Raw genomic sequence first — 23,065 nt, forward strand, 5'->3', positions numbered from 1 at the left:
CTCCTAGTGGGCGAGGCCCGGCGGACGCTCTTCGCGAGTGACCTCCGGGCCTCGCCCCTTGTGGTCACGACGCAGGAACGACCGGCGGCGCGGCTCGTCGGTGACCCCGTCGGCGCGGTCGGCAACACCACGGTCGGCGACAGCGCGGTCGGCAACGGGGCGGTCGGTGACACCACGGTCGGCAACACCACGGTCGGCGACAGCGCGGTCGGCAACCGGGCGGTCGGTGACACCACGGTCGGCAACCGGGCGGTCGATGACCTCGGTGCGCTGCTCGGCGACGCCCGGCTCTTCCTCGTCCTCGGGCAGCAGAATGGTGCGGCGGGCCGGCAGCACCGCGATCAGCAGGCCGAGCGCGGCGACGCCGAGGTGCAGCCACGTGTCGGCGGGCTCGAGGTCCATCGGGTTGCCGGCGTTGGCGAACGGGTTGGTCGAAATGAGGCCGTCGATCATCAGGCCCCACACGAACAGCAGGCCGTAGCCGATGAACAGCAGCCAGCCGAACGTCCGCGCGCGGCCTGAGCCGAACGCGAGCAGCAGGCCGACGACACCGGTCACGACGCGGACCAGGCTCATCAGCGGGTTGGCGGAGAACCGCCAGAACCCGGCGTCGTGGTGCCCGGCGAAGTTGCCGAAGCCGGTCCTTGAAAATCCGATGATGCCGACGACGAGGAACGCGATCCCGGCCAGTCCGGCCAGCACCTGCGCCGGCTGCAGGCCGCGGACGCGGATGCGGGCGCCTTTCGCGTGAACCATGACTCCAGTCCTTCCCAGCGGGTGGTGACGACCGTCACCGCGCTGGGGTACCCCGCGACCACGGTGAGCGAAACGATGGTGCTTGCCCGAAGGGCCCGGAAGCGTTCCCGGATCGGGCCCGGATCGAGAGCTATCCCACAACCAGGCCCGTTCCGGCGAACAGCGCACGGCCTTTCCGGCAATCCAGGGCATGCGCAAGCTGAGCGGCATCTTCCTGGTGGGGCTGTGCCTGGGGGCGATCGGCGCGGTGGTGGTGACGGCGAGGCACAGCACCGCCGCCGCGCCGCAGCCGATCGCGGTCACCGAAGTCGTCACGACGACGTCCGCGACGCCGACGCCCACGCCGACCCCCGAAGCACCGGCGACCGCGACGCCCACGCCCAAAGTGGATTCCGCCCCGGTGACCGCCGACGCGCTGGACAAGATCCTGCGCGAAGGCACCGTCAGCGCCGTCGTGTTCGACCGGGAGCGCGCCGCGACGACCGTGTCCGTGCGGGCGGACCGCGGCTACACCTCCGCGTCGGTCGTGAAGCTGCTGATCGCGCTTTCCGCGCTCGACCAGGGCGGCCCGGTGGCCGACGTGCAGCGGATGCTCGCCCGCAGCGACGACGAACTCGCGAGCCGGTTCTGGTCGGCCTACGGCGGTCCGGCGATCGTCACGCGCTGGGCCAAGAAGCTGGGCCTCACCGGTACCCGGCCGCCGGAGGACGCCGGCCGCTGGGGCGACACGCGCATCACCGCCGCCGACGTCGTGAAGATCTACCAGTACCTGCTGGACCGCAAGGTGAACGCGATCCTGAAGGCGCTGGGCGACGCGACCGAGCGCGGCTCCGACGGGTTCCGGCAGTACTTCGGCATCCCGGACGCCGCCGGCGGGCAGCAATGGATGGTGAAGCAGGGCTGGTCGTGCTGCCGCCCGACGCGGATGCTGCACACCTCGGGCGTGGTCGGTCACTTCATCGTGGTGGTGCTGACCGAGCACCCCGCCAAGGTCGACTACACGACCGGGTCGAAGCGCGTCACGGACATCGTCTCGGCGCTGCTCCGCTGAGCCGCGGGGTCACTGCTCCAGGTCCGCCAGCGCGCCCGCCGCGCCCGACCGGGGCAGCGGCCACGGCTGCACCCCGCCGGTGGTCTCGACCTGACGGCCCACCGTGGCGGGCGAGGTCGTGTGGGCGCCGATCCAGGTGAGGATCTCGGGGATCTGCGACTTGAAGGTGTTCATGTTGTGGCCCGCGTCCGGGACCTTCCACGACGAAAACCGGACCGGGGACCGGACGCCGGTGCGGATCAGCTCGGCCGCCGCGCTCTCGAACTTCTCGTTCTCGCCCCAGATGGCGAGGATGTCCACCGGGGACGGGTGGAGGCGGACGGTGATGCCGACGTTGTTGGCGTCGTCGACGTCGCGGCGGCCCTTGTAGAGGTCCTCGGTCTCGGCGTCCATCTGGGCGCGGTCGTAGCCGCTGACGCTGACGGCCTGGCCGTACCACTGCGGGTGGCGGGTCACCAGGTTCATCGCGCAGTAGCCGCCGGAGGACCAGCCGGCGAAGGTCCAGGCCTTCCGGTCCGCGGCCACGCCCAGCTTCTGCAGGGCCCACTCGCGCAGGTCCGCCGTCAGGTACGTGTCGTTCGCGGTGCCGTTGACCTCGTCGACGCACTCGGTGTCGTGACCGATCTTCGGGACGCCGGTGGGGTCCGGCATGAGCACCACGACCGGCGGCAGCACGCGCTTGGCGATGGCCGCGTCGAGCTGTTCCGGCAGCTTGTACCCGTCGGTGACGACCTCGGGCCCGGACGGGTAGTTCGGGATCCACTCGATCGCCGGGAACCGGAGGTTCTTGTAGGCCGGGTCGAAGTGCTGCGGCGGGAGGTACACCGTGACGTCGCGGGTGAGCTGGGTGCGCCGGCCGGTCACCTTCATGTGGACGACGGTTCCCTTGCCCTCCTTGGCGTGTGCCGCGCCCACCTCGCGGACGACTTCGAGGTTCTCGCCGTTCGCGCTCGTTTCGGCGTCGATGCTGTCGGCCGCGTAGACGCCGGTGCCGAGCAGCGAACCGAGCGTGGGGAAGAACCCGCCGATCATGTTGCCGGCCAGGCCGGTGGTGACGACGATGGAGACGACCGCGCAGAGGATGGTCACGCTGCGCCACAGCAGTTTCCGCTTCCACCGCTCCCAGAACAACGGGATGGCGATGATCGCCAGCAGCGTGACCGCGACCACGATGCTCATCGTGATCGGCGAGTCGAGCCGGATGCGGCTGAGGTGCATGGGGGACGGTCCTTCCGGGCGGGCGGGGATGCGCGCCCGGATCGCGGGAGTCGCGTAAATATCACGTTTGAGCCCCACTGCACGTTGTCGATCTGTGAGGTCCGTCATAGGCCGGACGTGCAGTGGGGCTCAGCGTTTTCTCAACTACTTCGCCAAAGCCCGCGACAGCACGGTGACGGCCTGGGTGATCGCGGCCTCGGCGGCGTGCGTCTCGCGGAGCGCGTTCACCATCACGAAATCGTGGATGATCCCCTGGTACCGGACGGCGGTGACGGGCACACCGGCCTGACGCAGCTTCGCCGCGTACGCCTCACCTTCGTCGCGGAGCACGTCGGCTTCGCCGGTGATCACCAGGGCCGGCGGCAGCCCGGCGAGCTCGTCGAGCGACGCGCGCAGCGGCGACGCCGTGATTTCCGCGCGCTGCGCGGGATCCGTCGTGTACTGGTCCCAGAACCACTTCATGCCCTCGCGGCCGAGGAAGTAGCCCTCGGCGAACTCGTGGTACGACGCGGTGTCGAAGGAAGCGTCGGTCACCGGGTAGAAGAGCACCTGCTGCTTGAAGGTGACGTCGCCGCGCTGCTTGGCCAGGATGGTCAGCGCCGCGGTCATGTTCCCCCCGACGGAGTCGCCGGCGATCGCGATGCGCGAAGTGTCGAGGCCCTTCTCGGCGCCGTGCTGGGCGACCCACTTCGCCACCGCGTAGTTCTCCTCGATGGCGATCGGGTAGCGCGCCTCGGGCGAGCGGCTGTACTCGGGGAAGACGACGGCCGCGCCGACGCCGGCGGCCAGCTCGCGCACCAGCCGCTCGTGGGTGTGGAAGTCACCGAACACCCAGCCGGCGCCGTGGATGTAGACGATCACCGGCAGCGGGCCGGAAACTCCGGCCGGGCGGACGATCCGCGTCTCGACGTCGCCGTTCGGGCCGCCCGGGACGGTCAGCACCTCGATCTCGGCGGCGGGCATGGCGATTTCGCCGTCCTGGACGCCGTCGACGGCCTTGCGGCCCTCCTCCGGCGGCAGCTGGAACAGGTACGGCGGCTGGTCGGTGGCCTCCGCGAACGCCTGTGCGGCCGGTTCGAGGGCCAGGTTGTGCGGGTTGGCGGTCATCTCGTCCTCCTCGGGGTGGAAGCTGATGCCACGAAGGTAGCTCGCGACTAAGTTGTGCACAACTAATTTGATGACAATGAGATGCAGCGCACTTGAGTTGCCGCCCAGGCGGATGGCGAGGACCATCGACGGGTACGAGAGAAGGAGGACGCCATGGCATCGCTGCGGCTGGACGATCAGCTCTGCTTCGGGCTGTACGCGGCGTCGCGCGCGGTGACGTCGCTGTACCGGGTCGTTCTGGAAGATCTCGACCTGACCTACCCCCAGTACCTGGTCATGCTGGCGCTCTGGGAAAAGGACCACCGCCTGGTGAAGGAGCTCGGCGCCGAGCTGAACCTCGATTCAGGCACACTCTCGCCCCTGCTCAAGCGGCTGCAGGCGGCGGGCCTGGTGGTCCGGAACCGGCAGGCCGACGACGAGCGTTCGGTCCGCATCAGCCTCACCGAAGACGGGAAGGCGCTGCACGAGAAGGCGCGCGGCATCCCGGACGTGATCGGCGCCGCGATGGACCTGGACGAAGCCGGACTCGCCCGGATGCGCACCGAACTGGACCGGTTGACGGAGTCGGTCAACGCCTATCGGGAGGCCTTGTCCCCGGCGTGATCGTTCCCGTGGCAGCATGGGCCGCGAAGGGGTGGCCATGATCAACCACGACGACGCGCTCAAGGCCGTCGAAAGCAGTCTCGACCGGCCGTCGGCCGCGCGGATCTACGACTACTTCATCGGCGGGAACACCCACTACGCGATCGATCGCGACTTCGCCGAGAAGGTCCGCGCCCGGCTGCCGCTCATCGGCGAGTACTGCCTGACGAGCCGGCAGTTCCTGGGCCGCGCGGTCCGGCAGTGCGTCCGGGAAGGCATCCGGCAGTTCGTCGACGTCGGCTCCGGCCTGCCGACCGCGGGCAACGTGCACGAGGTCGCCGACGAGGCTCGGCCCGAGCTCGACACGCGGGTGCTCTACATCGACAACGAGCCGATCGCGCTGGCCCACTCGACGCTGCTGCTCGCCGACACCGCCGACCCCGAGCGCCACCACGCCATCGCCGCGGACTTCCTGCAGCCGGACGACCTCTGGGAGCGGGTCAAGGCGTCGGACATCATCGACACGCGGCAGCCGGTCGCCCTGGTGATCAACGCGGTCATGCACTTCGTCAAGGACGAGCAGGACCCGGACCGGCTGCTCGAGTTCTACCGCGAACGCGTGGCCCCCGGCTCGTTGCTGGTGCTCTCGCAGATGACCAACGAGAACCCGGTGAACGAAGACGAGCGGCAGGCGCTGCTCGACCTGCTCGAGTACTACGAAACCACGACGAACCCGGGTTTCCTGCGGACGATGGCCGAGTTCGAACGCTTCTTCGGCGGCTGGCCGATGCTGGAGCCGGGCCTCGTCTACGCCCCGGCGTGGCACCCCGACGAGCACACCGTGTTCGCCGGCTCGCCGTCCGAGTCGCGGGTGATCGGCGGCGTCGCGCGCAAGCCCTAAGAGGCTTCGCGCAGGCTGTCCAGCACGTCGAGGACGGCGCTTTTGCCCAGGTCGACGGCCTTGCGCAGGACCTCCGGGTCGCGCTCCAGCACGGCCACGTCCGGCGCGCCGGCCGGCGGGCGGATGCTCAGGATGCGCGGGTCGGTCGCCAGCGTCTCTTCGTCCTCGACGTCCCGCCGGTAGGTGTCCTGCCAGGCCGGGATCGCCCCGGGCGCCTGCCTGCGCAGGAACCGCGGCACCACGACGTCGTGCATCCGCGGCGGCCGCACCGGCAACTCGTCGGCGCGGCGGGTGCGCAGCACCAGGACGTCCGTGGCGTTCTGCGCCAGAGCGGTGCGGTACGGGATCGGCTCGGCCACACCGGCGTCGACGAACCGGCGGCCGGCCATCGGGATCGGCGGTCCGGCCAGCACCGGCATGCACGAGGACGCGGCGAGCGCGACCTTGATCGCGTCGACGTCGGCCAGAAAGGGGTGCAGGTCGGTGGACTCGCCGGTGTCGGCGTCGGTGGCCAGCGGGTGGAAGGTGACCGGGTTGGCCAGGATCGCCGGGAAGTCCATCGGCTCCAGGACCGAATAGACCTGGTGGACGAGGTATTCGAGGTCGATCACCGCGCGGCCGCGCAGGGTGTGCAGCGGGTTGATGATCCGGCGCATGACGACCGGGTTCCACCACGTCCGGACGCCGGTCGAGGACCGGCCGCAGAGCAGCCAGGCGCCGTTCAGCGCGCCCGCCGACGAGCCGTAGACGGCGTCGAACGCCGGTGTCACGCCGAGTTCGTCCAGGGCCAGCACCATGCCGCTGGAGTACGTGCCGCGGCTGCTGCCGCCCTCGATGGCGAGCGCGAGACGCCGGCCGTCCGTGCGTTCGCCCGGGACACTGCCCGCCGCCATCCGTTCGGAGATCAGTTCGAGTACCGGGTGCACTCCTCCCATCCTGGTCTTTTCGATCGATTAGTCGACCCGTTTTGCGCCACCCCGAAGGGCACTTTCACGTGAAAGTGACCGGTACCTCCTTGCCATGCAACTGGGTGCATATGAAACTGGGTGCATGGCACTGGAGCACGCGATCCTCGTCTCGCTGTCCGAGCGCGCCGGTTCGGGCTACGAGCTGACGCGCCGGTTCGAGAAGTCGATCGGGCTCTTCTGGAGCGCCACCCACCAGCAGATCTACCGCGTGCTGAAGCGGATGGAAGAGGCCGGCTGGGTCGCCGTCGACGTCGTCGCGCAGTCGGGCCGCCCGGACAAGAAGGTCTACACGGTCAGCGACGGCGGCCGCGCCGAACTCGTCCGCTGGCTCGCCGAGCCCGACCCGTCCGCCGGGCCGGTCGAGCTGGCCGTGAAGATCCGCGGCGCGACCTTCGGCGACCCGGCGAAAGTGGCCGCGGAGATCGTCCGGCACCGCGCGAAGCACGCCGAACGCCTCGACGTCTACCGCCAGATCGAAAAGCGCGACTTTCCCGCGCCGGCCGCGTTGACCGGCCAAAACCTGCACCAGTACCTGGTCCTCCGCGGCGGCATCCGCGTCGAAGAGGGCCAGGTCGAGTGGTTCGACGAAGTCCTCGCCGCCCTCCACCCCAAGGACGCCTGATGAGCCCGTACCCGAACCTGCTCTCGCCGTTGGACCTCGGCTTCACGACGCTGCGCAACCGCGTCCTGATGGGCTCGATGCACACCGGGCTCGAGGACAAGGCCGCGCACTTCCCCGCGCTGGCCGAGTACTACGCCGAACGCGCCCGCGGTGGCGTCGGGCTGATCGTCACCGGCGGGTTCGCGCCGAACCGCACCGGCTGGCTGCTGCCGCTCGCCTCCAAGCTGACGACGTCCGCGGAAGCGAAGGAACACCGGCAGCTCACCGCACCGGTGCACGAAGCAGGCGGCAAGATCGCGCTGCAGATCCTGCACGCGGGCCGGTACGCCTACCACCCGCTGAGCGTTTCGGCGTCGAGCATCAAGGCGCCGATCAACCCGTTCCGGCCGCGCGCGCTGACCGGCTACGGCGTGCGCCGGCAGATCCGCGCCTTCGCCGACTGCGCCGCTCTCGCACGCGAAGCGGGTTACGACGGCGTCGAGATCATGGGCTCCGAGGGCTACCTGATCAACCAGTTCCTGGCCGAGCGCACCAACAAGCGCACCGACGCGTGGGGCGGGACGCCGGAGAAGCGCCGCCGGTTCGCCGTCGAGATCGTCAAGCGCACCAGGGAAAAGGTCGGCGACGACTTCATCATCGTCTACCGGCTCTCGATGCTCGACCTCGTCGCGGGCGGCCAGCGCTGGGAAGACGTCGTCGCGCTCGCCCAGGAGGTCGAGGCCGCCGGCGCCACGATCATCAACACCGGGATCGGCTGGCACGAGGCCCGGGTGCCGACGATCGTCACGTCGGTGCCGCGCGCGGCCTTCACCTGGGTGACCGGGAAGCTCAAGCCGCACGTGGGCATCCCGGTCGTCACGTCGAACCGGATCAACATGCCGCAGGTCGCCGAGGAGGCCGTGAACAGCGGCGACGCCGATCTCGTGTCGATGGCCCGGCCGTTCCTCGCCGATCCCGAGTGGATCCGGAAGGCCGAGAGCGGCCGCGAGGACGAGATCAACACCTGCATCGCGTGCAACCAGGCCTGCCTCGATCACGCCTTCAAGCGCAAGCTCGTGTCCTGCATGGTGAATCCGCGCGCAGGCCACGAGACGACGTTGACGCTGTCGCCCACGCGGCGGTCGAAACACATTGCGGTCGTGGGCGCGGGTCCGGCGGGCCTCTCGGCCGCGACCGCACTGGCCGAACGCGGGCACAGCGTCGAACTGTTCGAAGCCGACGACGAGATCGGCGGCCAGTTCGGCATCGCGCGGAAGATCCCCGGCAAGGAAGAATTCGCCGAAACCATCCGCTACTACCAGCGGCGGCTCGAGGTGACCGGGGTGAAGCTGCACCTGGGAACGCGCGTGCGGGCCGCGGATCTGACCGGCTTCGACGAGGTCGTGCTGGCCACCGGGGTCGCCCCGCGGGTGCCGTCGCTGCCCGGGATCGACCACCCGAAGGTGCTGTCGTACGTCGACGTCGTCAAGCACGGCAAGCCGGTCGGCGGCCGGGTAGCGGTGATCGGGGCCGGCGGCATCGGGGTCGACGTCAGCGAGTTCCTCACGCACGCGGCGTCTCCGGCGCTGGATCGGGCCGCGTGGATGGCCGAATGGGGTGTCACCGACCCGGAACAGGCGGCGGGCGGCCTCGGCACGCCGCAACCCGAGCCGTCGCCGCGACAGGTGTTCCTGTTGCAGCGCAAGAAGTCCGGCATCGGCGCTGGGCTCGGCAAGACGTCCGGCTGGGTGCACCGGGCCGCGCTCAAGGCCAAGCGCGTCGAGCAGCTCACCGGCGTCACCTACGAGCGGATCGACGACGACGGGCTGCACATCACCGTCGACGGCGAGCCGCGGGTGCTCGACGTCGACACGGTGGTCGTCTGCGCGGGCCAGGAGCCGGTGCGGGACCTCGCCGACGACCTCCGCGCGGCCGGGCTGCCGGTGCACCTGATCGGCGGAGCGGACGTGGCCGCCGAACTCGACGCGAAACGGGCGATCGACCAGGGGACGCGGCTCGCCGCCGCGCTGTAGCCCGCGAGGCGCCGCGCACTGGCAGGATGGGCCCCGTGCGAGACGTATGCGTGATCGGGCTCGGGCTCATCGGCGGGTCACTGCTGCGCGCGGCGGCCGCCAGCGGCCGCACGGCGTGGGGTGCCGCGGTCTCCGAAGTGGACGCCGACGCGGCGAGCAGAGCGGGGTTCGACGTCACGACCGATGTCGAAGCGGCCCTGCACCGGGCCGCGGCCGAGGACGCGATGGTCGTGCTCGCCGTGCCGTTGCCGGCCGTCGAAGACCTGCTGCGGCTGGTCAACCAGCACGCGTCGCACTGTCTGCTCACCGACGTGACCAGCGTGAAAGCGCCGGTACTGGACGCGGTTCGCCGCCGCGTGCCGTACACGCGGTACGTCGGCGGGCACCCGATGGCGGGGACGTCGAAGTCCGGCTGGCTCGCCGGGGACGCTTCGCTGTTCCAAGGCGCCGCCTGGGTGGTCGCCGTCGAAGAGGACACCGATCTCGAAGCCTGGGCCGAGGTCGCGAAGCTCGTGCTGGACGTGGGGGCGCACGTCGTCCCGCTGCCCGCGGAGTCGCACGACGAGGCCGTCGCCCGGATCTCGCACCTGCCGCACCTGCTGGCGGCGATCCTGGCCACGATCGGCGCCGAGGGTGGCCCGCTGGCGATGTCGCTCGCCGCCGGGTCCTACCGCGACGGCACGCGCGTCGCCGGTTCGAACCCGCAGCTCGTCCGCGCGATGACCGAGGGCAACCGGGACGCGCTGCTGCCGATCGTCGACGAGGCGCTCGGTCGGCTCGGCGCCGCCCGCGGTTCCCTGGCGTCGACCGGCGGCCTCGCGGCCACGATCAACGCCGGGTACGAAGGCGCGCAAGCGCTTGCCGCCAGCCTGGACGTCGAACGCGCGGGCGTCCGGATCAGCCTGGCCGCGCCGGACGCGCGGCAAGGCCTGATCGCACTGGGCGAACGTGGCGGCCGGATCACCGGCCTGACGGACGGGATCGCGACCGGCGAGGTCCAGTAGTCAGCGCGGGGTGTCCGGCGTGTCGTCGAACTTGTTGAGGAAGTCCTTGGCCTTTTCGACGCCGGTGTCGATCTGGCTGTCGTGGCCGGCGAACTTCGACTTCGCGAAGTCGGCGGCCTTGTCGAGGCCTTCCTCGATCTTGTCGTTGTGCTCGCGCAGGGCCTCTTCGGCCTTGCCCTTCAACGCTTCGAAGTCGATTCCCATGGGTGCATTGAACCGCACGATCTTCAGGTGCGCCGGTGGTAGGGCAGGAACCGCCGGACGAGCCCCAGCGGGGCCCGTTCGGCCAGGTCCGGGCCGCGGACGGCGTCGAACGCCGACTCCAGCTGGTCGACCACGCCGGACACCTGCTCGGCGTCCGGCAGCGGCATCGACCGCGGCTCCCGCTGCTCCCGGACGGCCGCGGCCAGCTCCCCCAGCGCGGCCGTCAGCAGCTCGACGTCGGCCGGGTCCGGCGGCGGCACGCCCCGCCCGATGGTGACACCGACCTCGGTGACAGCGTCCGCGACACGCTCCTGCGCGGCGATCACCGGCCACCACGCCACCGCCTGGCGACCGTGCGCGGACGGCTCGACGACGGCCTGCTGGAACGCCGTCCGCAGGTCGGCCAGGGCCCGGTACGCCCCGCGCCGGGCCCGCGACCGGGCCAGCCGCGCCTCCCCCGAGGAGGCCTCGACCAGCGCGTGCGAGACGTACTTCGCGACCGCGTCCAGGCCGTCGGCCAGCCGGCCGCCCACCCGCGGGCGCCGGCTGCCGGGCCACAGCAGGTAGCCGAAGACGAGCACGATCACGCAGCCCAGCACGGTGTCGACCAGCCGCGCCAGCACCACGCTCCAGTTCCCGGTGTGGGCCAGGCCCATCTGCAGGATGATCAACGGCGTCACGAAGGCGCTCTGGATGCCGTAGTTGCGCACCTTCCCCACCGCGATGCCGCCGGCGAAGACCGCACTCAGCACGACCAGGACCCAGCCGTTCGCGCCGAGGCCGAGCACCGCGGCCCCGATCCCGACGCCGATGACCGTGCCGATCCCGCGCAGCACCGCGCGGCCGAACACGGACCCGAAGTCGGGCTTGAGCACGATCCCGACGGTCAGGGTGATCCAGTACGACCGCTCCAGCGGCACGAGCAGGCCGACGACCTCGGCGAGCGCGACACACAGCGTCAGCCGCAGCGCGGCGATCCAGGTCAGCGGGCCGGACGCGAGCGAGCCCGCCCACTCCCGCAGGCGGCGGTGCCACGGCGTCGGCTCCCGGCGCTTGCGGTCGTCGCCCTTGCCGATCCGGACCAGCCCCGCGTAGAGCGCGGCGAGGACCGGATCGGGGTCGCCGGGCGGCACCGGCGGCGGGGGCGGCAGCGGCTGCCCGGCCAGCACCGCGGCGGACAGCGCGACGAAGTGGTCGATGACCTCCCGGCCCGGGCGGCGGCCCGCGTTGACCATCGCCACCGACGCCTCGACGGCGGGTGTCGTCGCCGAGAGCAGGTTGAGCAGGTGCCGATAGGCGGCGTCGCGGCCGGACAGCCAGGAACGCGCGGTCAGCAGCTGGTCGTAGGCGGTGTTCATCGCCGTGGTCAGCCGGTGGCGGGCCACCCGCGAGACGGCTTCGTCGGTCGCCGACAGCATCGCGGCCAGCTCGACGTAGACGTGCGCGACGGCGGTGCGTTCGGGGCTGGTCGCCCGGACGGTCCAGGTGGCGAGCGCGACCAGGAGGCTCCAGGCGGCGCCCAGGCAGAAGTAGCCGAAGAGGACCTCGACGCGGACGCCGGTCGCGTGCTGCCCGGTGGCGAGCACGCAGAACACGAGCATCTGCAGCCCGGCGACCGAGGCGTTGCTGCCGGCCGCGCTGATCACCGCGGACACCGCGGCGACCAGGACCACCGTGGGCACGGACAGCGCCGGGGTGCCGCCGGTGAGCAGCCCGGCGAGGTACCCCGCGGTCGCGGCGAGCGTCGCCCCGCCGAGCCGCCGGGCGCGGTAGCGGTAGGGCCCGGCCGATTCGGACAGCACGGCGGGCAGCGCACCGGTCGAGATGAGCGCGCCCACGGCGATGTCCCCCGCCGCGTACGCGATCGCGAGCGGCACGGCCAGCGCGACCACGGCCCGGGCGACCATGTTCCACGGCACCGGCACCGGCGAGCTGCGCAGGAGCTGGACCAGCCAGTGCGGCGCGGCGAGGTCGGGGCGCGGCGTGCTCACCCCTTCATCTTGACCTACGCGCCCGGACGCGATTAGTTATCAACCTGTCAACAACGCGGGAGGTACCGGTGGGTAGGAAGTACTCGTACGAGGTCAACCGCACGAGCACCGCGTCACCGGAGGCGTTGTTCGCGCTCGAAGCGGACGGCCCGCGCTGGGCGGAGTGGGGAAAGCCACTGATCGTCCAGGCTCGCTGGGCGCGCCGGGGCACCGACCTCCCGGAGGGTGTCGGGGCGGTCCGCGAGGTCGGGATGTGGCCGGTGCTGATCCGCGAGGAGACGCTCGAGTACGAGCCCGGCCGCAAGCACGTCTACGCCTTCGCCGCCGGCAAGCCGCTCAAGGACTACCGCGCCGAAGTCCTCTTCACCCCGGCCGACGGCGGCGGCACGCACCTGCGGTGGACCGGCTCGTTCACCGAGCCGGTGCGCGGCACGGGCCCGGCACTGGCCGCGACGCTGCAGGCCGTGATCCGGCTGTTCTCCGCGAAGCTGGTCAAGGCGGCCGAAACCGGGCGCTGACCTGGGTGGCTCCGGCCACACGAGATCATCACACGCAACGTTCCCCCACCTTCCCGCGTCACTCTTTCGGGTAGTACACGAAAGGGGGGAAGCGTGAGGAAACGCTTGACAGCGGTGGTCGCGGCGGCGGCCTTGACACTGACCGCGTGCTCGGGCCACGACTCCGATCAGCGGGAGGTCGGCACCAGCCAGCCGAACCCGGCCCCGCAGGCCGCCCCCGACGTGAAGACGTCCGGGCCGTACCCGTTCGGCACGGTCCAGGAGAAGGCGCCCGCGATCGAAAACGGCCAGGTGCCGGTCGTCCGGCGGATCACCACCGACAAGCCGTACGTCTTCCTCACCATGGACGACGGCGCCGTGCAGGACCCCGACGCGCTGAAGCTGATGCAGCAGAACGGCACCCACCCAGTGCTGTTCCTGAACCAGAAGTACGTGAAGGGCCACGAGGCCTACTTCAAGCAGATCCTCGACGCCACCGGCGCGACGCTCGGCGACCACACGGTCGACCACCCGAACCTCAAGGGCAAGCCGTACGAGTTCCAGCGCAAGGAGATCTGCGACGACGCCGACGACTTCCAGAAGAGCCTCGGCGTCCGCCCGTCGCTGTTCCGCCCGCCGTTCGGCAATTACGACCAGAACACGCTGAAAGCGGCGGCGGCCTGCGGCATGCGTGCCTCGGTGCTGTGGACGGCCGCGGTCAACGACGGCGTCGTCCAGTTCCAGTCCGGCGACAAGCTGAAGCCCGGCGACATCGTGCTGATGCACTTCCGCAAGACCTTCAAAGAGGACTACACGGCGTTCGTGGAGCGGGCCAGGAAGGACGGGCTCACCCCCGTCCCCCTGGCCGACTTCCTGGGTTAAAGCACCACCGTCGGCGTCACGATCGTCCGGCGGCACGACACGTCACCGAGGTGCACGAGGATCTGCGTCGTCCCGCGCGGCACGTTGTCGAGCACGAACCGGCCGCCTTCGTCGGCCGTCGTCGACGACGTGCCGTGCTCGGCGACGCGGACCTCGACGCCGTACTGGCCGGCCGGGACCAGCCAGCCGTCGATGCGGTGCAGCTTGCCCATCTTGGTCAGGTTGATCATCACCGTCAGGTCGCTGACGGTGAACGTGATCGTGCCGGTGCCGCCGCCGCGGACGCCGGCGAGGTTGTCCAACCGCTCCCACCGGGCGACCTCGACGTCGAGGTCTTCGAGGGCGAGCGCGAACTGGACCCGCTGCACCAGGTCACCCGGTGGCGGGTCCAGTTCGTCGAGGAAACGGCCGACGTCGGCCAGCAGCACGTCGTCACCGAAGGAGGCTTGGCCCCCCGGCGCCCCGAGGTCGTTCATCGGCTTCCCCCTTCACTGGCGAGGAGATCGCGCATCTGGTCGAGGCAGCGACCCCTGGTCGGGCCGACACTGCCGCGCGGCATGCGCAGCGCCTCGGCGACGAGCTGGTACTCCGCGCGGCCCGCGAGGACGGTCAGCCGGAGCAGTTCCTGACAGCGGTGGGGCAGCCGGACGAAGGCGCGCCAGACCCGGCGGTCGCGGTCGGCGCGGATGGCTTCGTCTTCGGGTGCCGGCTGGGTGCTCGGCATCGCTTCGGCGACTTCGTCGCTGAGCGGCACCGGCTGCATGCGGCGGCCGAACGGGTGGGTGGCCTCGCGGCGGGTGGTGGTGATCAGCCACGCGGCGAGGGCCTTCGGGTCGCGGAGCTTCCCGAGCTGGCTGAACAGGGCCAGCCAAACGGTCTGGACGACGTCCTCCGCGACCGACCGGTCGAGCCCGTTGGCCCGGGCGACGTGCCAGACGAGCGGGGTCAGCTCTTCGACGAGGCGGGCCATCGCCCGGCGGTCACCGTCCCTGGCGGCCTCCATGCACGCAGCGTGCAGCTCGGCGCCGGTCAGGCCCTCCCACGGCGGATCTACCTCTGTGGTTTGCACGTCGGTCACCGTATCTGCCCCTCTTCGGAAGAGTCTTCGAGTCGGCAATGGCAGTATCGCGGGTCCTTCGGGGGGAAGGAGCGTGCAGGTGGATCTCGGATACATCAAGGTCACTTACTTCGTCGGTCGTGCACTACCGGTCAATGGCAAATCCGCGAGGGGCAAATCCGCGAGGTACCGGCCGGCGCGCGTGGACTCGCACCGGCCGGTACTCCCCTCCCTCAAGGACCCGCTCCCCAACGGGCCCCGCCGGGTGTCCCCTCCCCCGAAGGTCACCCGGCCGACGGTGTCCGGCAGCCCCCTCGGCTCCCGGTCACCGCGTTCACTGCGAACGCGACACCCCCGTCGTGTTCCTCCGTGCTCGGCTGCTCCACAGGACGCAGTGAGGACACCGCCAGATACCGGATCCGGCGAACTTTTTTGAAGATCGACGCAGAGCGGCTAACTGATCACGGCGCGTGCCAGCGTTCCGGCCCAGCGCGCGTAGCCGGCCGGGCCCGGGTGGAACCGGTCACTCGCGAAGGCGGCCGGGTCGAGCAGCGCGGGGTCCATCGGGAGGTGCCGGACGCCGGGGATCCGCTCGAGCGTCGCGGCCGCGCGGTCGAGAGCGGTGGAGCGGGCCGCGAGGACGTCCCGCAGCGGGCGCGGCAGGGCCGGGAAGCGGGACATCGGCGGCACCCCGGCCACGAGGACGTCGACCGGGCCGAGCCGCCCCCGCAACTCGAGCACCAGGCGCAGCAGGTCACGGCGGTAGGCCGGGGCCGTGCGGAGCTCGATGGTGTCGTTGACCCCCAAGGCGATCACGACCAGGTCGGCCGGGCGGACGAGCGGGACGAGCTCGGCGCGGGTGACCCGGGCGTTGGCGCCGGTCCGGCCGACCGCCTGCCAGCGCACCGCGCGGCCGTCCCGGGCCAGCTCGCGGGCGAGGCAGCCGGTGAGCGCTTCCTCGTGGTCCGCCGCGCCGACGCCGTCCACGGTGGATTCCCCGAGCACGGCGAGCCGGAACGGTTCGCCGTCGCCCGGGACGAGCCCTTCCGTCGGTCCCGCCGCGCCCGGGAGCCGCGGGGTCTTGCGCTTGACGTACAGAGCTTGAGCCAGGAGCACCATGGGCTCGACGCTAGCCGTGGGCGATCGAGACCTTCTGCCTGATCAGCGTGGGGTCCGCCACGGCGTCGAGCAGGTAGGCGGCGACGTCGGCGCGCCGGATGGTGAACCTGCGGACGTTGCCGTCGAGCCGGCTCGCGACCTTGCCCGTGCGCGGCCCGTCGAGCAGCATCGGCGGCCGGACGATCGTCCAGTCGAGATCGGTGGCCTCGACCACGGCCTCCATCGCGAGCATGTCCGCCCAGCCGTGCTTCAGGAACGTGTTGAGCAGCGGTTTCACCAGCGAGCGCGTGAAGAAGCCGTCGCCTTCGGTGTGCATGCCACTGGCGCTGACGACGAGCAGGCGCTTCGCCCCGGCCTCGATCGCCGCGCGGGCGCCGTCCACGCAGACGGTGGTCGGCCCGCGGTCGCGCGAACCGACCGCGGAGATCACCGCATCCCGGCCCGCGACGGCGGCGGTCAGCTTGTCGTGGTCGGCGAACCCGGCGACCACGACTTCGGTCGCCGGCAGCGGCAGCTTGGCCGGGTCGCGCACGACGGCCGTGACGTCCCACCCCCGGTCCAATGCCTGCTTGACGACCTCGCCGCCGACGCCGCCGGTGGCCCCCAGCACGGTGATCCTCATCGGGTTCCTCCTCGGTTAGTGAACACTCACCAGGTAGGGTAAGTGTTCACTAACCCGGCTGAGAACGCACTCAGGGAGCCACCATGGGAAGCCGCGAAGAGATCGTCGCCGCGGCCGCGAAGGTCATGCGCGAGCAGGGCTACGCCCACGCGACGACGAAGGTCATCGCGCAGACCGCGGGCTATTCGGAGGCGATGCTCTACAAGCACTTCCGGGACAAGACCGACCTGTTCCGCAGCGTGCTGGCCGAGGAGCTGCCCGCGCTGGGCGCCGCACTGGCCGAGCTGACCGCGGACCCCGGGCAAGCCCCGCTGCGGGACAACCTCCTCCGGGTGGCCCGGCTCGGCCTGGCGTTCTACGTCGACAGCTTCCCGATCGCCGTCTCGATGTTCTCGTCGCGGGAGCTGCTGCGCTCCCACCGCGACCGGCTGCGCGGGCACGGCCCGCACCTGCCGCTGAAGGGGGTCACGGACTACCTGCGTGCCGAGCGGGACCTGGGCCGGATCAAGCCGGACACCGACGTCGAGGCGGCCGCGGCCCTGCTGCTGGGCGCGTGCTTCCAGCAGGCCTTCCTGGCGACGTTCGAAGAGCGCGAGCCCGCCGACCGCGCCGAGCAGCTCGCGGACGTGCTGCTCGCCGGGCTCTAGGCGTTCTTCTCTTCGCGGAGCTTGTGCCAACGCTCGTACATGCCGTTGAGCTCCTCGAGCATGAACGACAGGAAGTCCCGCATCTCGGCCAGCCGCTTGCCCGAAGGGGTGTCCTCGCCCAGGGCGTCGATGCCGTCCTCGGCCGCGTCGCGCCACATCATGATCATGCGGTCGCGCTTGAGGAACGTGGCGTACCAGAGGTCGTCGTAGAGGCGGTAGTGGTCGCGGCGCTCGCCGGGCTCGCGCTCCTTCGCGACCAGGCCGATCTGCTCGAGCCAGCGCACCGCGCCGGAGACCGCGGCCGGGCTGACCGACAGCTGCGCGGCCAGCTCGGCGGCGGTGAGCCGGCCCGCGTCGGTGGTCATCAGCGCGGCGAACACCCGCGCGGGCATGCGCTGCATGCCGATCTGCGAAAGCACGAGCCCCAGGCTCTCGACGTACCGGCGGACGGCGTCTTCGTCTCGCTGCGCTTCAGGCGTCGTCATCGGCCCATCCTTCCGTACCCGTCCCCCGCGATCACTCGATCTAGACATTTTCTTAACTTCACAACTTCATGAAGCGAGTGTAGCTTCCGAACCATGGAAAACGCCATTTCGGTCACCGGCCTGCACAAGTCGTTCGGCCGGACCAAGGCCCTCGACGGCCTGGACCTGCAAGTGCCCGCTGGGGAGGTGCACGGCTTCCTGGGCCCGAACGGCGCCGGGAAGTCGACCACCGTCCGGGTGCTGCTCGGCCTGCTCCGTAAGGATCCCGGGGCTTCCTCGGGGGACGTCCGGCTGCTCGGCGGCGACCCCTGGAAGGACGCCGCGAGCCTGCACCGCCGCCTGGCCTACGTGCCCGGCGACGTCAACCTCTGGCCCAACCTCTCCGGCGGCGAGGTGATCGACCTGCTCGGACGCCTGCGCGGCGGGCTGGACGAGAAGCGCCGCGCCGACCTCATCGAGCGCTTCGACCTCGACCCGAAGAAGAAGGGGCGGACGTACTCGAAGGGCAACCGGCAGAAGGTCGCCATCGTCGCCGCGCTCGCTTCGCGGGTCGACCTGCTGATCCTCGACGAGCCGACGTCCGGCCTCGACCCGCTGATGGAGGCGACCTTCCAGTACGCCATCCAGGAGGAACGCGAGCAGGGCCGGACCGTGCTGCTCTCCAGCCACATCCTCGCCGAGGTCGAGGCGCTGTGCGACAAGGTCAGCATCATCCGCAACGGCAAGACGGTCGAGTCGGGCACGCTCGCCGAGCTGCGGCACCTGACCCGGACGTCGATCACCGCCGAGCTCGCCGGCCCGCCGAACGGGCTGGCGAACCTGGCGAACGTCCACGACCTCAAGGTCGAGGGCAACCGCGTCCGCTTCGACGTCGAGACGCGCTCGCTCGACGAAGCCCTGCGTCAGCTGACCGAGGTCGGCGTCCGGAGCCTGGTCAGCCAGCCGCCGACGCTGGAGGAGCTGTTCCTGCGCCACTACACGACCGAAGCGAGCGCGAAATGACCGCGACGCTTGCCCGCCCGGTCGTGGTGGCGCCCGCGCACGAACTGGCCGGCACCGGGCACCTCACCCGGCTCGCGCTGCGCCGCGACCGCGTGATCCTGCCGATCTGGATCGTGCTGCTCAGCGTCGTCCCGGCGAGCTCGGTCAACACGTTCACGCAGTTCTACCCGACCGTCGCCGACCGGCTCGCCCTGCAGGCGGGCGCGAACGCCAACCCCTCCTACGCGCTGCTCTACGGCCCGCCGTTCGACCTGACCACGGCCGGCGGGTTCATCGCCTGGCGCACGTGCGGCTTCCTGGCGCTGCTCACCGGGCTGATGGTCGTCTTCACGGTCACCCGGCACACCCGCGCCGAGGAGGACACCGGGCGCGCGGAACTGCTCGGGTCCGCGGTGGTCGGCCGGTACGCGGCGCTGACCGCGGCGCTGCTGGTGGCCGGGGGCGCGAGCGTGCTGACCGGGCTCATCCAGGCGGGCACACTGCTCGGCGCCGGCCTGCCCGCGGCCGGTTCGGTCGCCTTCGGCGCGTCCGAAGCGCTTGTGGGGCTGGTGTTCACCGCGGTGGCGGCGGTCGCCGTCCAGCTGGCCGAGTACTCGCGCACCGCCAACGGCATCGGGACGGCCGTGGTCGGCACCGCGTTCCTGCTGCGCGGCGCCGGAGACTCCACTGTGGACGCCCGCTGGCTGTCCTGGCTGTCGCCGATCGGCTGGGTGCAGCAGGTGCGGGCGTTCGCCGGGGAACGCTGGTGGGTGCTCCTGCTGCCGGTGGTGTTCGCGCTGGTCGTCGGCGCCATCGGGTACTGGCTGCTGCCCCGGCGCGACGTCGGCGTCGGCCTCCTGCCGCCGCGACCCGGCCCGGCGACGGCCGCCCCGAGCCTGCGGTCGCCCCTCGCGCTCGCCTGGCGGCTGCACCGCGGCCCGTTGCTCGGCTGGCTCATCGGCACGGCCGTGGTCGGGGCGGTGTTCGGCTCGATCGCCAGCGGGATCGGCGACCTCGTCGGCTCGAGCCCGCAGGCGCAGCAGATCTTCGAGCGGCTCGGCGGCAGCCACGCGCTGACGCAGGCGTTCCTCGCCGCGATGGCCGGGATGTTCGCCATGGTGGCGTCGCTGTACGGCGTCCAGGCGGTGCTGCGGATGCGCGGCGAGGAGACCGCCATCCGGCTCGAGCCGGTGCTCGCGACCAGTGTCGGCCGGCTGCGCTGGGCGAGCAGCCACCTCGTGTTCGCCTTCTTCGGCACGGCGGCGCTGCTGCTGTCCGGCGGGGTATTCATGGGGCTGGCCAACGGCCTGCGCACCGGCGACGTCGGCGGCTCGCTCGCGGACACCCTGTCCGGGATGCTCGTCCAGCTGCCCGCGGCCTGGGTGGTGGTCGCGCTGGCGGTGGCGCTCTTCGGGCTGCTGCCGGGCTTTGCGGCCGCGGCCTGGGCGGTCGGCGCGCTGGCGCTGCTGCTGAGCCTGTTCGGCCCGGTCCTCGACCTGCCGCAGGCGGTCCTGGACGTCTCGCCGTTCCAGCACCCGCCGAAGATCCCCGGTCAGGAGTTCACCGCGACGCCGCTGGCTTGGCTCGTGGCGGTCGCGCTCGTCGCCCTCGTCTCCGGTCTGGCGGGCTGGAAGCGCCGGGACGTCGGTTAACGCACCCGCAGCTCGTGGTCCGGACCGGCCACGAGCTGCGCCTGCGGCCCGTCCTTCCCGCAGCCGGGCCCGTTCGCCTCGACGAAGGCCGGGGTCACCTCGACGCTGTGCGGTTTCCCGTCGTCGAACCGGACGGTGACCCGGACCGGTTCGGCGGGCAGGCCCGGGATGTCCGCGAAGCCGTGGAGCCCGCCGGTGGGGACCATCGACGTGCCGCACGAGCTGTCCGGGCCGGTGCCCGTGCAGGTCGTCGCGCCCGCCGACGTCTCGGGGAACAGGCCGACGTCGCGGGTGACGCACTGGCCGCGCCAGCAGGCTTCGAGCGCCGCTTTCGAGATGCCCTCCGGTGCCGGGATCGACAGGCTGATGCCGATCGGGACGCCGATCGCCGTGCAGGCGATCTCGGGTCCGGAACAACCCGCTGTCACGAGCAACGCCAACCCCAGTACGTACCGCATGCCGACCAGACGGCGACGGCGGCCGCCGGGTTGCATCGTCAGTCGCGCCAGAGGGAGGTCAGCGGCAAGGTGGGCGGCGTCGAGGTCGGCGTGGCGGAGGTCGTCGAGGGCGTCGGCTGCACGGTGACCTCGACGACGCTGGTGGTGGTCGCCGTCGGCGGCGTCTCGACCGAGGTGACGGTGGACTGTGGCGCGGACTCGGTCACCGTGACGGGCACCGCGGAAACGGTCTTGGTCGGCGGCGCGGGCGTCTCGACGCTGCGCGGTGCGGGCCGCCCGGCGACGAGCATCGCGGCGACGAGCAGCCCGGTGGCGAACCCCGCGAGGCCGGTGACCGCGGCGGAGCCCCACGTAGGTCGGCCACTCATCGGGCACCCCCTCGCCACGCGCAGCGCAGGTACGAGGACTAACTCGCGTTGATCTTACGTCGTGTTACCCAAAGTGCACCTGGAGCGGAGAAGACTCAACTTTCTTGCGTCGATTGCACGCATGTGCCAGCTTGGACCGATGGGGGTACTGCGGAACGGCGACTTCCGGCGCCTCTGGCTCGCCGACCTCGTGAGCCAGGCCGGCAGCCGGATCGACGTCCTGGCGATGCCGTTGCTCGCGGTCACCGCGCTCGGCGCGCCGGTCTTCGAGGTCTCTCTGCTGCGGACCGCGCAGACGCTGCCGTACCTGGTGCTCGGCCTGCAGGTGGGCGCCTGGTGCGACCGGATCCGCCACCGCCCGGTGCTGATCGCCGCGGACGCCGGCCGGGCGGTGCTGATCGCCTCGGTCCCGGTCGCCGCGCTGTTCGGCGTGCTCGGGATGGCCCAGCTGCTCGCCGTGGTCCTCGCCGTCGGCGTGCTCAGCGTGTTCTTCGACGTCGCCCACCAGACCTACGTCCCGCGGCTGGTGGCGCCCGGGCAGCTGCCGGAGGCCAACGCCCGGCTGCAGACCAACCGGTCGATGGCGGCGGTCGCGGGCCCCGGCCTCGCCGGGGTGCTCGTCCAGGCGCTCGGCGTCGCGGCCGCGTTGGCCGCCGACGCCGTCAGCTACCTGTGGTCGGCCCTTTGGCTGCGCCGGATCGAGACGCCCGACACGCGGCCCGAACCGCGGGAGCGACGGCTGCTGCGCGAGATCGGTGAAGGGCTGCGGCTGGTCCGCGGCGACCGCGTCCTGCTGGCCATCAGCGCGCACGGCGCCGCGTCGAGCTTCTTCCAGTCGGCCCACCTGGCGATCGTGATCGCCTTCCTCGCCCGCGACGTCGGGCTCTCGCCGTGGGTGATCGGGGTGCTCGGCACCGCTTCGCTGACCGGCGCCGTCACGGCCGGGTTCACCGCGCGGCGGCTCGGCGACCGGATCGGCCAGGCGCGCGCCCTGTGGGGTGCGGCGGTGCTGTTCGGCCTGGCGTACCAGCTCTACCCGTTCACCGGACGCGGCTGGGCGCTCGCCTGCTACGTCCTCGCCGGGTTCTTCACCAGCTACAGCGTGATCGTGCTGAGTGTCTTCGGCGTGAGCTTCCAGCAAGCCGTCACGCCGCCGGAGCTGCTGGGCCGGGTGAGCGCCATCTCGCAGACGCTGGTCTTCGGCGTCGCACCGCTCGGCAGCCTGCTCGGCGGCGCGCTGGCCGGCGCGATCGGCATGCGGGCCACGCTGCACATCGCGGCGGCCGGCGTCCTGGCCTCCGCGGCGATCATGGTGTGGTCGCCGCTGCGGAAGCTGCGTGACCTGACGCCCGCAGACCGTCGACGACCACGCTGACCAGGTGCGCACTCCCCGGCGCGTACCGCTCGACGGCCAGGCAGCCGACGATGAGCGCGCGCAGGTCGTCCCCGTCGATGTCGCGACGGATGGTGCCCGCCTCCTGTGCGCGGGCGAGCAGCTCGGCCAGCGCGGCGCGGAACTCGTCACCGGCGCCGGCCTTGAAGGCGTGCTCACCGGACTCGGCGAGGGCGTCGCAAATGGCCCGGTTGAGCGACGCCTGCTTGATGACGCGGACGAAGTAGTCGACGAAGACCTCGCCGGGGTCGCTGGCGGTGGCGAGCGCGCGGGCCTCCTCGGCGAACTGCTGGATCCGTTCGAGGACGACGGCCTGGAACAGGGCTTCCTTGCTGGGGAAGTGCCGGTAGACGGTCCCGGCCCCGACACCGGCGAGCCGCGCGATGTCATCGAGCGGCACGGCGAGGCCATCAAGCGCGAACGCCTCTTCGGCGGCGGCCAGCACCTTGGCCCGGTTGCGCCGCGCGTCGGCGCGCATCTTCTCCATC

The 23,065-nt window shown here is 71.5% G+C and carries 26 protein-coding genes; 12 read left to right on the top strand and 14 right to left on the bottom strand.

All coding sequences use genetic code 11. The annotated features are described in order from the left end of the window. Positions 1–3: 3 nt before the first annotated feature. Complete coding sequence (locus IE317_RS20745; protein WP_191312499.1) at positions 4–756, bottom strand: DUF4383 domain-containing protein; 753 nt, start codon at positions 754–756, stop codon at positions 4–6. Between the two features lie 190 nt (positions 757–946). On the opposite strand from IE317_RS20745, the gene IE317_RS20750 reads away from it, so the two are divergent. After that, the gene (locus tag IE317_RS20750) at positions 947–1,807 is read left to right on the top strand and encodes a hypothetical protein (protein ID WP_191312501.1); all 861 of its coding nucleotides are present in this window, start codon (positions 947–949) and stop codon (positions 1,805–1,807) included. Between the two features lie 9 nt (positions 1,808–1,816). Here IE317_RS20750 and IE317_RS20755 read toward each other — a convergent pair whose 3' ends face one another. Together IE317_RS20755 and IE317_RS20760 are read right to left on the bottom strand one after the other, a co-directional pair. Next, positions 1,817–3,025, bottom strand: a complete 1,209-nt coding sequence (locus tag IE317_RS20755) for an alpha/beta hydrolase (RefSeq protein ID WP_191312503.1) — start codon at positions 3,023–3,025, stop codon at positions 1,817–1,819. 144 nt (positions 3,026–3,169) lie between these two features. Then, on the bottom strand, positions 3,170–4,132 hold the full coding sequence (locus tag IE317_RS20760; RefSeq protein ID WP_191312505.1) for an alpha/beta hydrolase: 963 nt from the start codon (positions 4,130–4,132) through the stop codon (positions 3,170–3,172). A 153-nt stretch (positions 4,133–4,285) separates the two neighbouring features. On the opposite strand from IE317_RS20760, the gene IE317_RS20765 reads away from it, so the two are divergent. Together IE317_RS20765 and IE317_RS20770 are read left to right on the top strand one after the other, a co-directional pair. Further along, positions 4,286–4,735, top strand: a complete 450-nt coding sequence (locus IE317_RS20765) for a MarR family winged helix-turn-helix transcriptional regulator (protein ID WP_191312508.1) — start codon at positions 4,286–4,288, stop codon at positions 4,733–4,735. Between the two features lie 37 nt (positions 4,736–4,772). Next, a complete protein-coding gene (locus tag IE317_RS20770) occupies positions 4,773–5,615 on the top strand; it encodes an SAM-dependent methyltransferase (protein WP_191312510.1) in 843 nt (280 codons plus the stop codon). Here IE317_RS20770 and IE317_RS20775 read toward each other — a convergent pair. Further along, on the bottom strand, positions 5,612–6,550 hold the full coding sequence (locus IE317_RS20775) for a patatin-like phospholipase family protein (protein ID WP_373309082.1): 939 nt from the start codon (positions 6,548–6,550) through the stop codon (positions 5,612–5,614). The two genes, IE317_RS20770 and IE317_RS20775, sit on opposite strands and share 4 nt — an antisense overlap. Positions 6,551–6,665: 115 nt before the next feature. On the opposite strand from IE317_RS20775, the gene IE317_RS20780 reads away from it, so the two are divergent. From IE317_RS20780 to IE317_RS20790, 3 genes are read left to right on the top strand one after another with little or no spacing between them, the layout of a single operon-like run. Next, positions 6,666–7,205, top strand: coding sequence for a PadR family transcriptional regulator (locus IE317_RS20780; RefSeq protein ID WP_191312514.1), 540 nt, complete (start codon positions 6,666–6,668; stop codon positions 7,203–7,205). Next, positions 7,205–9,217: an NADPH-dependent 2,4-dienoyl-CoA reductase gene (locus tag IE317_RS20785; RefSeq protein WP_191312516.1), complete on the top strand. Its 2,013-nt coding sequence runs from the start codon at positions 7,205–7,207 to the stop codon at positions 9,215–9,217. The genes IE317_RS20780 and IE317_RS20785 overlap by 1 nt, the downstream gene beginning before the upstream one ends. A gap of 50 nt (positions 9,218–9,267) precedes the next feature. Then, positions 9,268–10,221, top strand: coding sequence for a prephenate dehydrogenase (locus IE317_RS20790; RefSeq protein WP_191312576.1), 954 nt, complete (start codon positions 9,268–9,270; stop codon positions 10,219–10,221). Here IE317_RS20790 and IE317_RS20795 read toward each other — a convergent pair whose 3' ends face one another. Both IE317_RS20795 and IE317_RS20800 read right to left on the bottom strand, forming a co-directional pair. Continuing rightward, entirely contained in the window at positions 10,222–10,425 is a 204-nt protein-coding gene (locus tag IE317_RS20795) for an antitoxin (RefSeq protein ID WP_191312519.1), read from the bottom strand. It abuts the gene before it with no gap. A gap of 23 nt (positions 10,426–10,448) precedes the next feature. Beyond that, the gene (locus IE317_RS20800; protein ID WP_191312521.1) at positions 10,449–12,416 is read right to left on the bottom strand and encodes an FUSC family protein; all 1,968 of its coding nucleotides are present in this window, start codon (positions 12,414–12,416) and stop codon (positions 10,449–10,451) included. Positions 12,417–12,484: 68 nt separating this feature from the next. On the opposite strand from IE317_RS20800, the gene IE317_RS20805 reads away from it, so the two are divergent. Both IE317_RS20805 and IE317_RS20810 read left to right on the top strand, forming a co-directional pair. Further along, positions 12,485–12,934 (top strand): SRPBCC family protein, encoded by a 450-nt coding sequence (locus IE317_RS20805; RefSeq protein ID WP_191312523.1) that lies wholly within the window; start codon positions 12,485–12,487, stop codon positions 12,932–12,934. 114 nt (positions 12,935–13,048) lie between these two features. Continuing rightward, positions 13,049–13,795 carry a polysaccharide deacetylase family protein gene (locus tag IE317_RS20810; RefSeq protein WP_191312578.1) on the top strand — a complete coding sequence of 249 codons (747 nt, stop codon included), beginning with the start codon at positions 13,049–13,051 and terminating at the stop codon, positions 13,793–13,795. Here the strand turns inward: IE317_RS20810 and IE317_RS20815 are convergent. The 4 genes from IE317_RS20815 to IE317_RS20830 form a co-directional block, all read right to left on the bottom strand. Then, positions 13,792–14,271 carry a carboxypeptidase regulatory-like domain-containing protein gene (locus tag IE317_RS20815; RefSeq protein WP_191312525.1) on the bottom strand — a complete coding sequence of 160 codons (480 nt, stop codon included), beginning with the start codon at positions 14,269–14,271 and terminating at the stop codon, positions 13,792–13,794. The genes IE317_RS20810 and IE317_RS20815 overlap by 4 nt on opposite strands. Further along, positions 14,268–14,873, bottom strand: coding sequence for an RNA polymerase sigma factor (locus tag IE317_RS20820; protein WP_191312527.1), 606 nt, complete (start codon positions 14,871–14,873; stop codon positions 14,268–14,270). Before IE317_RS20820 ends, IE317_RS20815 begins: the two co-directional genes overlap by 4 nt. Before the next feature lie 432 nt (positions 14,874–15,305). Continuing rightward, positions 15,306–15,971 carry an SGNH/GDSL hydrolase family protein gene (locus tag IE317_RS20825; RefSeq protein WP_191312529.1) on the bottom strand — a complete coding sequence of 222 codons (666 nt, stop codon included), beginning with the start codon at positions 15,969–15,971 and terminating at the stop codon, positions 15,306–15,308. Positions 15,972–15,981: 10 nt separating this feature from the next. Beyond that, positions 15,982–16,593, bottom strand: coding sequence for an NAD(P)-dependent oxidoreductase (locus IE317_RS20830; RefSeq protein WP_191312530.1), 612 nt, complete (start codon positions 16,591–16,593; stop codon positions 15,982–15,984). 83 nt (positions 16,594–16,676) lie between these two features. On the opposite strand from IE317_RS20830, the gene IE317_RS20835 reads away from it, so the two are divergent. After that, positions 16,677–17,240 carry a TetR/AcrR family transcriptional regulator gene (locus IE317_RS20835; protein ID WP_191312533.1) on the top strand — a complete coding sequence of 188 codons (564 nt, stop codon included), beginning with the start codon at positions 16,677–16,679 and terminating at the stop codon, positions 17,238–17,240. Here IE317_RS20835 and IE317_RS20840 read toward each other — a convergent pair. Beyond that, on the bottom strand, positions 17,237–17,725 hold the full coding sequence (locus tag IE317_RS20840) for a GbsR/MarR family transcriptional regulator (RefSeq protein WP_191312535.1): 489 nt from the start codon (positions 17,723–17,725) through the stop codon (positions 17,237–17,239). The genes IE317_RS20835 and IE317_RS20840 overlap by 4 nt on opposite strands. Before the next feature lie 93 nt (positions 17,726–17,818). Between IE317_RS20840 and IE317_RS20845 the strand changes: the two genes are divergently transcribed. Further along, positions 17,819–18,727, top strand: coding sequence for an ABC transporter ATP-binding protein (locus IE317_RS20845; protein ID WP_191312537.1), 909 nt, complete (start codon positions 17,819–17,821; stop codon positions 18,725–18,727). Beyond that, positions 18,724–20,358: an ABC transporter permease gene (locus IE317_RS20850; protein ID WP_191312539.1), complete on the top strand. Its 1,635-nt coding sequence runs from the start codon at positions 18,724–18,726 to the stop codon at positions 20,356–20,358. Before IE317_RS20845 ends, IE317_RS20850 begins: the two co-directional genes overlap by 4 nt. On the opposite strand, the gene IE317_RS20855 is transcribed toward IE317_RS20850, so the two are convergent. Then, the gene (locus IE317_RS20855) at positions 20,355–20,816 is read right to left on the bottom strand and encodes a hypothetical protein (RefSeq protein WP_229902820.1); all 462 of its coding nucleotides are present in this window, start codon (positions 20,814–20,816) and stop codon (positions 20,355–20,357) included. The genes IE317_RS20850 and IE317_RS20855 overlap by 4 nt on opposite strands. Before the next feature lie 38 nt (positions 20,817–20,854). Continuing rightward, positions 20,855–21,184 (bottom strand): hypothetical protein, encoded by a 330-nt coding sequence (locus tag IE317_RS20860; protein WP_191312542.1) that lies wholly within the window; start codon positions 21,182–21,184, stop codon positions 20,855–20,857. 139 nt (positions 21,185–21,323) lie between these two features. Between IE317_RS20860 and IE317_RS20865 the strand changes: the two genes are divergently transcribed. Next, the gene (locus tag IE317_RS20865; RefSeq protein ID WP_191312544.1) at positions 21,324–22,559 is read left to right on the top strand and encodes an MFS transporter; all 1,236 of its coding nucleotides are present in this window, start codon (positions 21,324–21,326) and stop codon (positions 22,557–22,559) included. Here the strand turns inward: IE317_RS20865 and IE317_RS20870 are convergent. Next, positions 22,492–23,064: a TetR/AcrR family transcriptional regulator gene (locus IE317_RS20870; protein WP_191312546.1), complete on the bottom strand. Its 573-nt coding sequence runs from the start codon at positions 23,062–23,064 to the stop codon at positions 22,492–22,494. The genes IE317_RS20865 and IE317_RS20870 overlap by 68 nt on opposite strands. Between the last annotated feature and the right edge of the window lies 1 nt (position 23,065).

This window comes from Amycolatopsis bullii (genome assembly GCF_014654205.1).
GTDB lineage: Bacteria > Actinomycetota > Actinomycetes > Mycobacteriales > Pseudonocardiaceae > Amycolatopsis > Amycolatopsis plumensis.

Excerpts from the sequence above, each read along its gene's own strand:
- IE317_RS20745 (WP_191312499.1), bottom strand. The coding sequence starts at position 756 with ATGGTTCACGCGAAAGGCGCCCGCATCCGCGTCCGCGGCCTGCAGCCG.
- IE317_RS20750 (WP_191312501.1), top strand. The coding sequence starts at position 947 with ATGCGCAAGCTGAGCGGCATCTTCCTGGTGGGGCTGTGCCTGGGGGCG.
- IE317_RS20755 (WP_191312503.1), bottom strand. The coding sequence starts at position 3,025 with ATGCACCTCAGCCGCATCCGGCTCGACTCGCCGATCACGATGAGCATC.
- IE317_RS20760 (WP_191312505.1), bottom strand. The coding sequence starts at position 4,132 with ATGACCGCCAACCCGCACAACCTGGCCCTCGAACCGGCCGCACAGGCG.
- IE317_RS20765 (WP_191312508.1), top strand. The coding sequence starts at position 4,286 with ATGGCATCGCTGCGGCTGGACGATCAGCTCTGCTTCGGGCTGTACGCG.
- IE317_RS20770 (WP_191312510.1), top strand. The coding sequence starts at position 4,773 with ATGATCAACCACGACGACGCGCTCAAGGCCGTCGAAAGCAGTCTCGAC.
- IE317_RS20775 (WP_373309082.1), bottom strand. The coding sequence starts at position 6,550 with ATGGGAGGAGTGCACCCGGTACTCGAACTGATCTCCGAACGGATGGCG.
- IE317_RS20780 (WP_191312514.1), top strand. The coding sequence starts at position 6,666 with ATGGCACTGGAGCACGCGATCCTCGTCTCGCTGTCCGAGCGCGCCGGT.
- IE317_RS20785 (WP_191312516.1), top strand. The coding sequence starts at position 7,205 with ATGAGCCCGTACCCGAACCTGCTCTCGCCGTTGGACCTCGGCTTCACG.
- IE317_RS20795 (WP_191312519.1), bottom strand. The coding sequence starts at position 10,425 with ATGGGAATCGACTTCGAAGCGTTGAAGGGCAAGGCCGAAGAGGCCCTG.
- IE317_RS20815 (WP_191312525.1), bottom strand. The coding sequence starts at position 14,271 with ATGAACGACCTCGGGGCGCCGGGGGGCCAAGCCTCCTTCGGTGACGAC.
- IE317_RS20825 (WP_191312529.1), bottom strand. The coding sequence starts at position 15,971 with ATGGTGCTCCTGGCTCAAGCTCTGTACGTCAAGCGCAAGACCCCGCGG.
- IE317_RS20830 (WP_191312530.1), bottom strand. The coding sequence starts at position 16,593 with ATGAGGATCACCGTGCTGGGGGCCACCGGCGGCGTCGGCGGCGAGGTC.
- IE317_RS20835 (WP_191312533.1), top strand. The coding sequence starts at position 16,677 with ATGGGAAGCCGCGAAGAGATCGTCGCCGCGGCCGCGAAGGTCATGCGC.
- IE317_RS20840 (WP_191312535.1), bottom strand. The coding sequence starts at position 17,725 with ATGACGACGCCTGAAGCGCAGCGAGACGAAGACGCCGTCCGCCGGTAC.
- IE317_RS20845 (WP_191312537.1), top strand. The coding sequence starts at position 17,819 with ATGGAAAACGCCATTTCGGTCACCGGCCTGCACAAGTCGTTCGGCCGG.
- IE317_RS20850 (WP_191312539.1), top strand. The coding sequence starts at position 18,724 with ATGACCGCGACGCTTGCCCGCCCGGTCGTGGTGGCGCCCGCGCACGAA.
- IE317_RS20855 (WP_229902820.1), bottom strand. The coding sequence starts at position 20,816 with ATGCGGTACGTACTGGGGTTGGCGTTGCTCGTGACAGCGGGTTGTTCC.
- IE317_RS20860 (WP_191312542.1), bottom strand. The coding sequence starts at position 21,184 with ATGAGTGGCCGACCTACGTGGGGCTCCGCCGCGGTCACCGGCCTCGCG.
- IE317_RS20865 (WP_191312544.1), top strand. The coding sequence starts at position 21,324 with ATGGGGGTACTGCGGAACGGCGACTTCCGGCGCCTCTGGCTCGCCGAC.
- IE317_RS20870 (WP_191312546.1), bottom strand. The coding sequence starts at position 23,064 with ATGGAGAAGATGCGCGCCGACGCGCGGCGCAACCGGGCCAAGGTGCTG.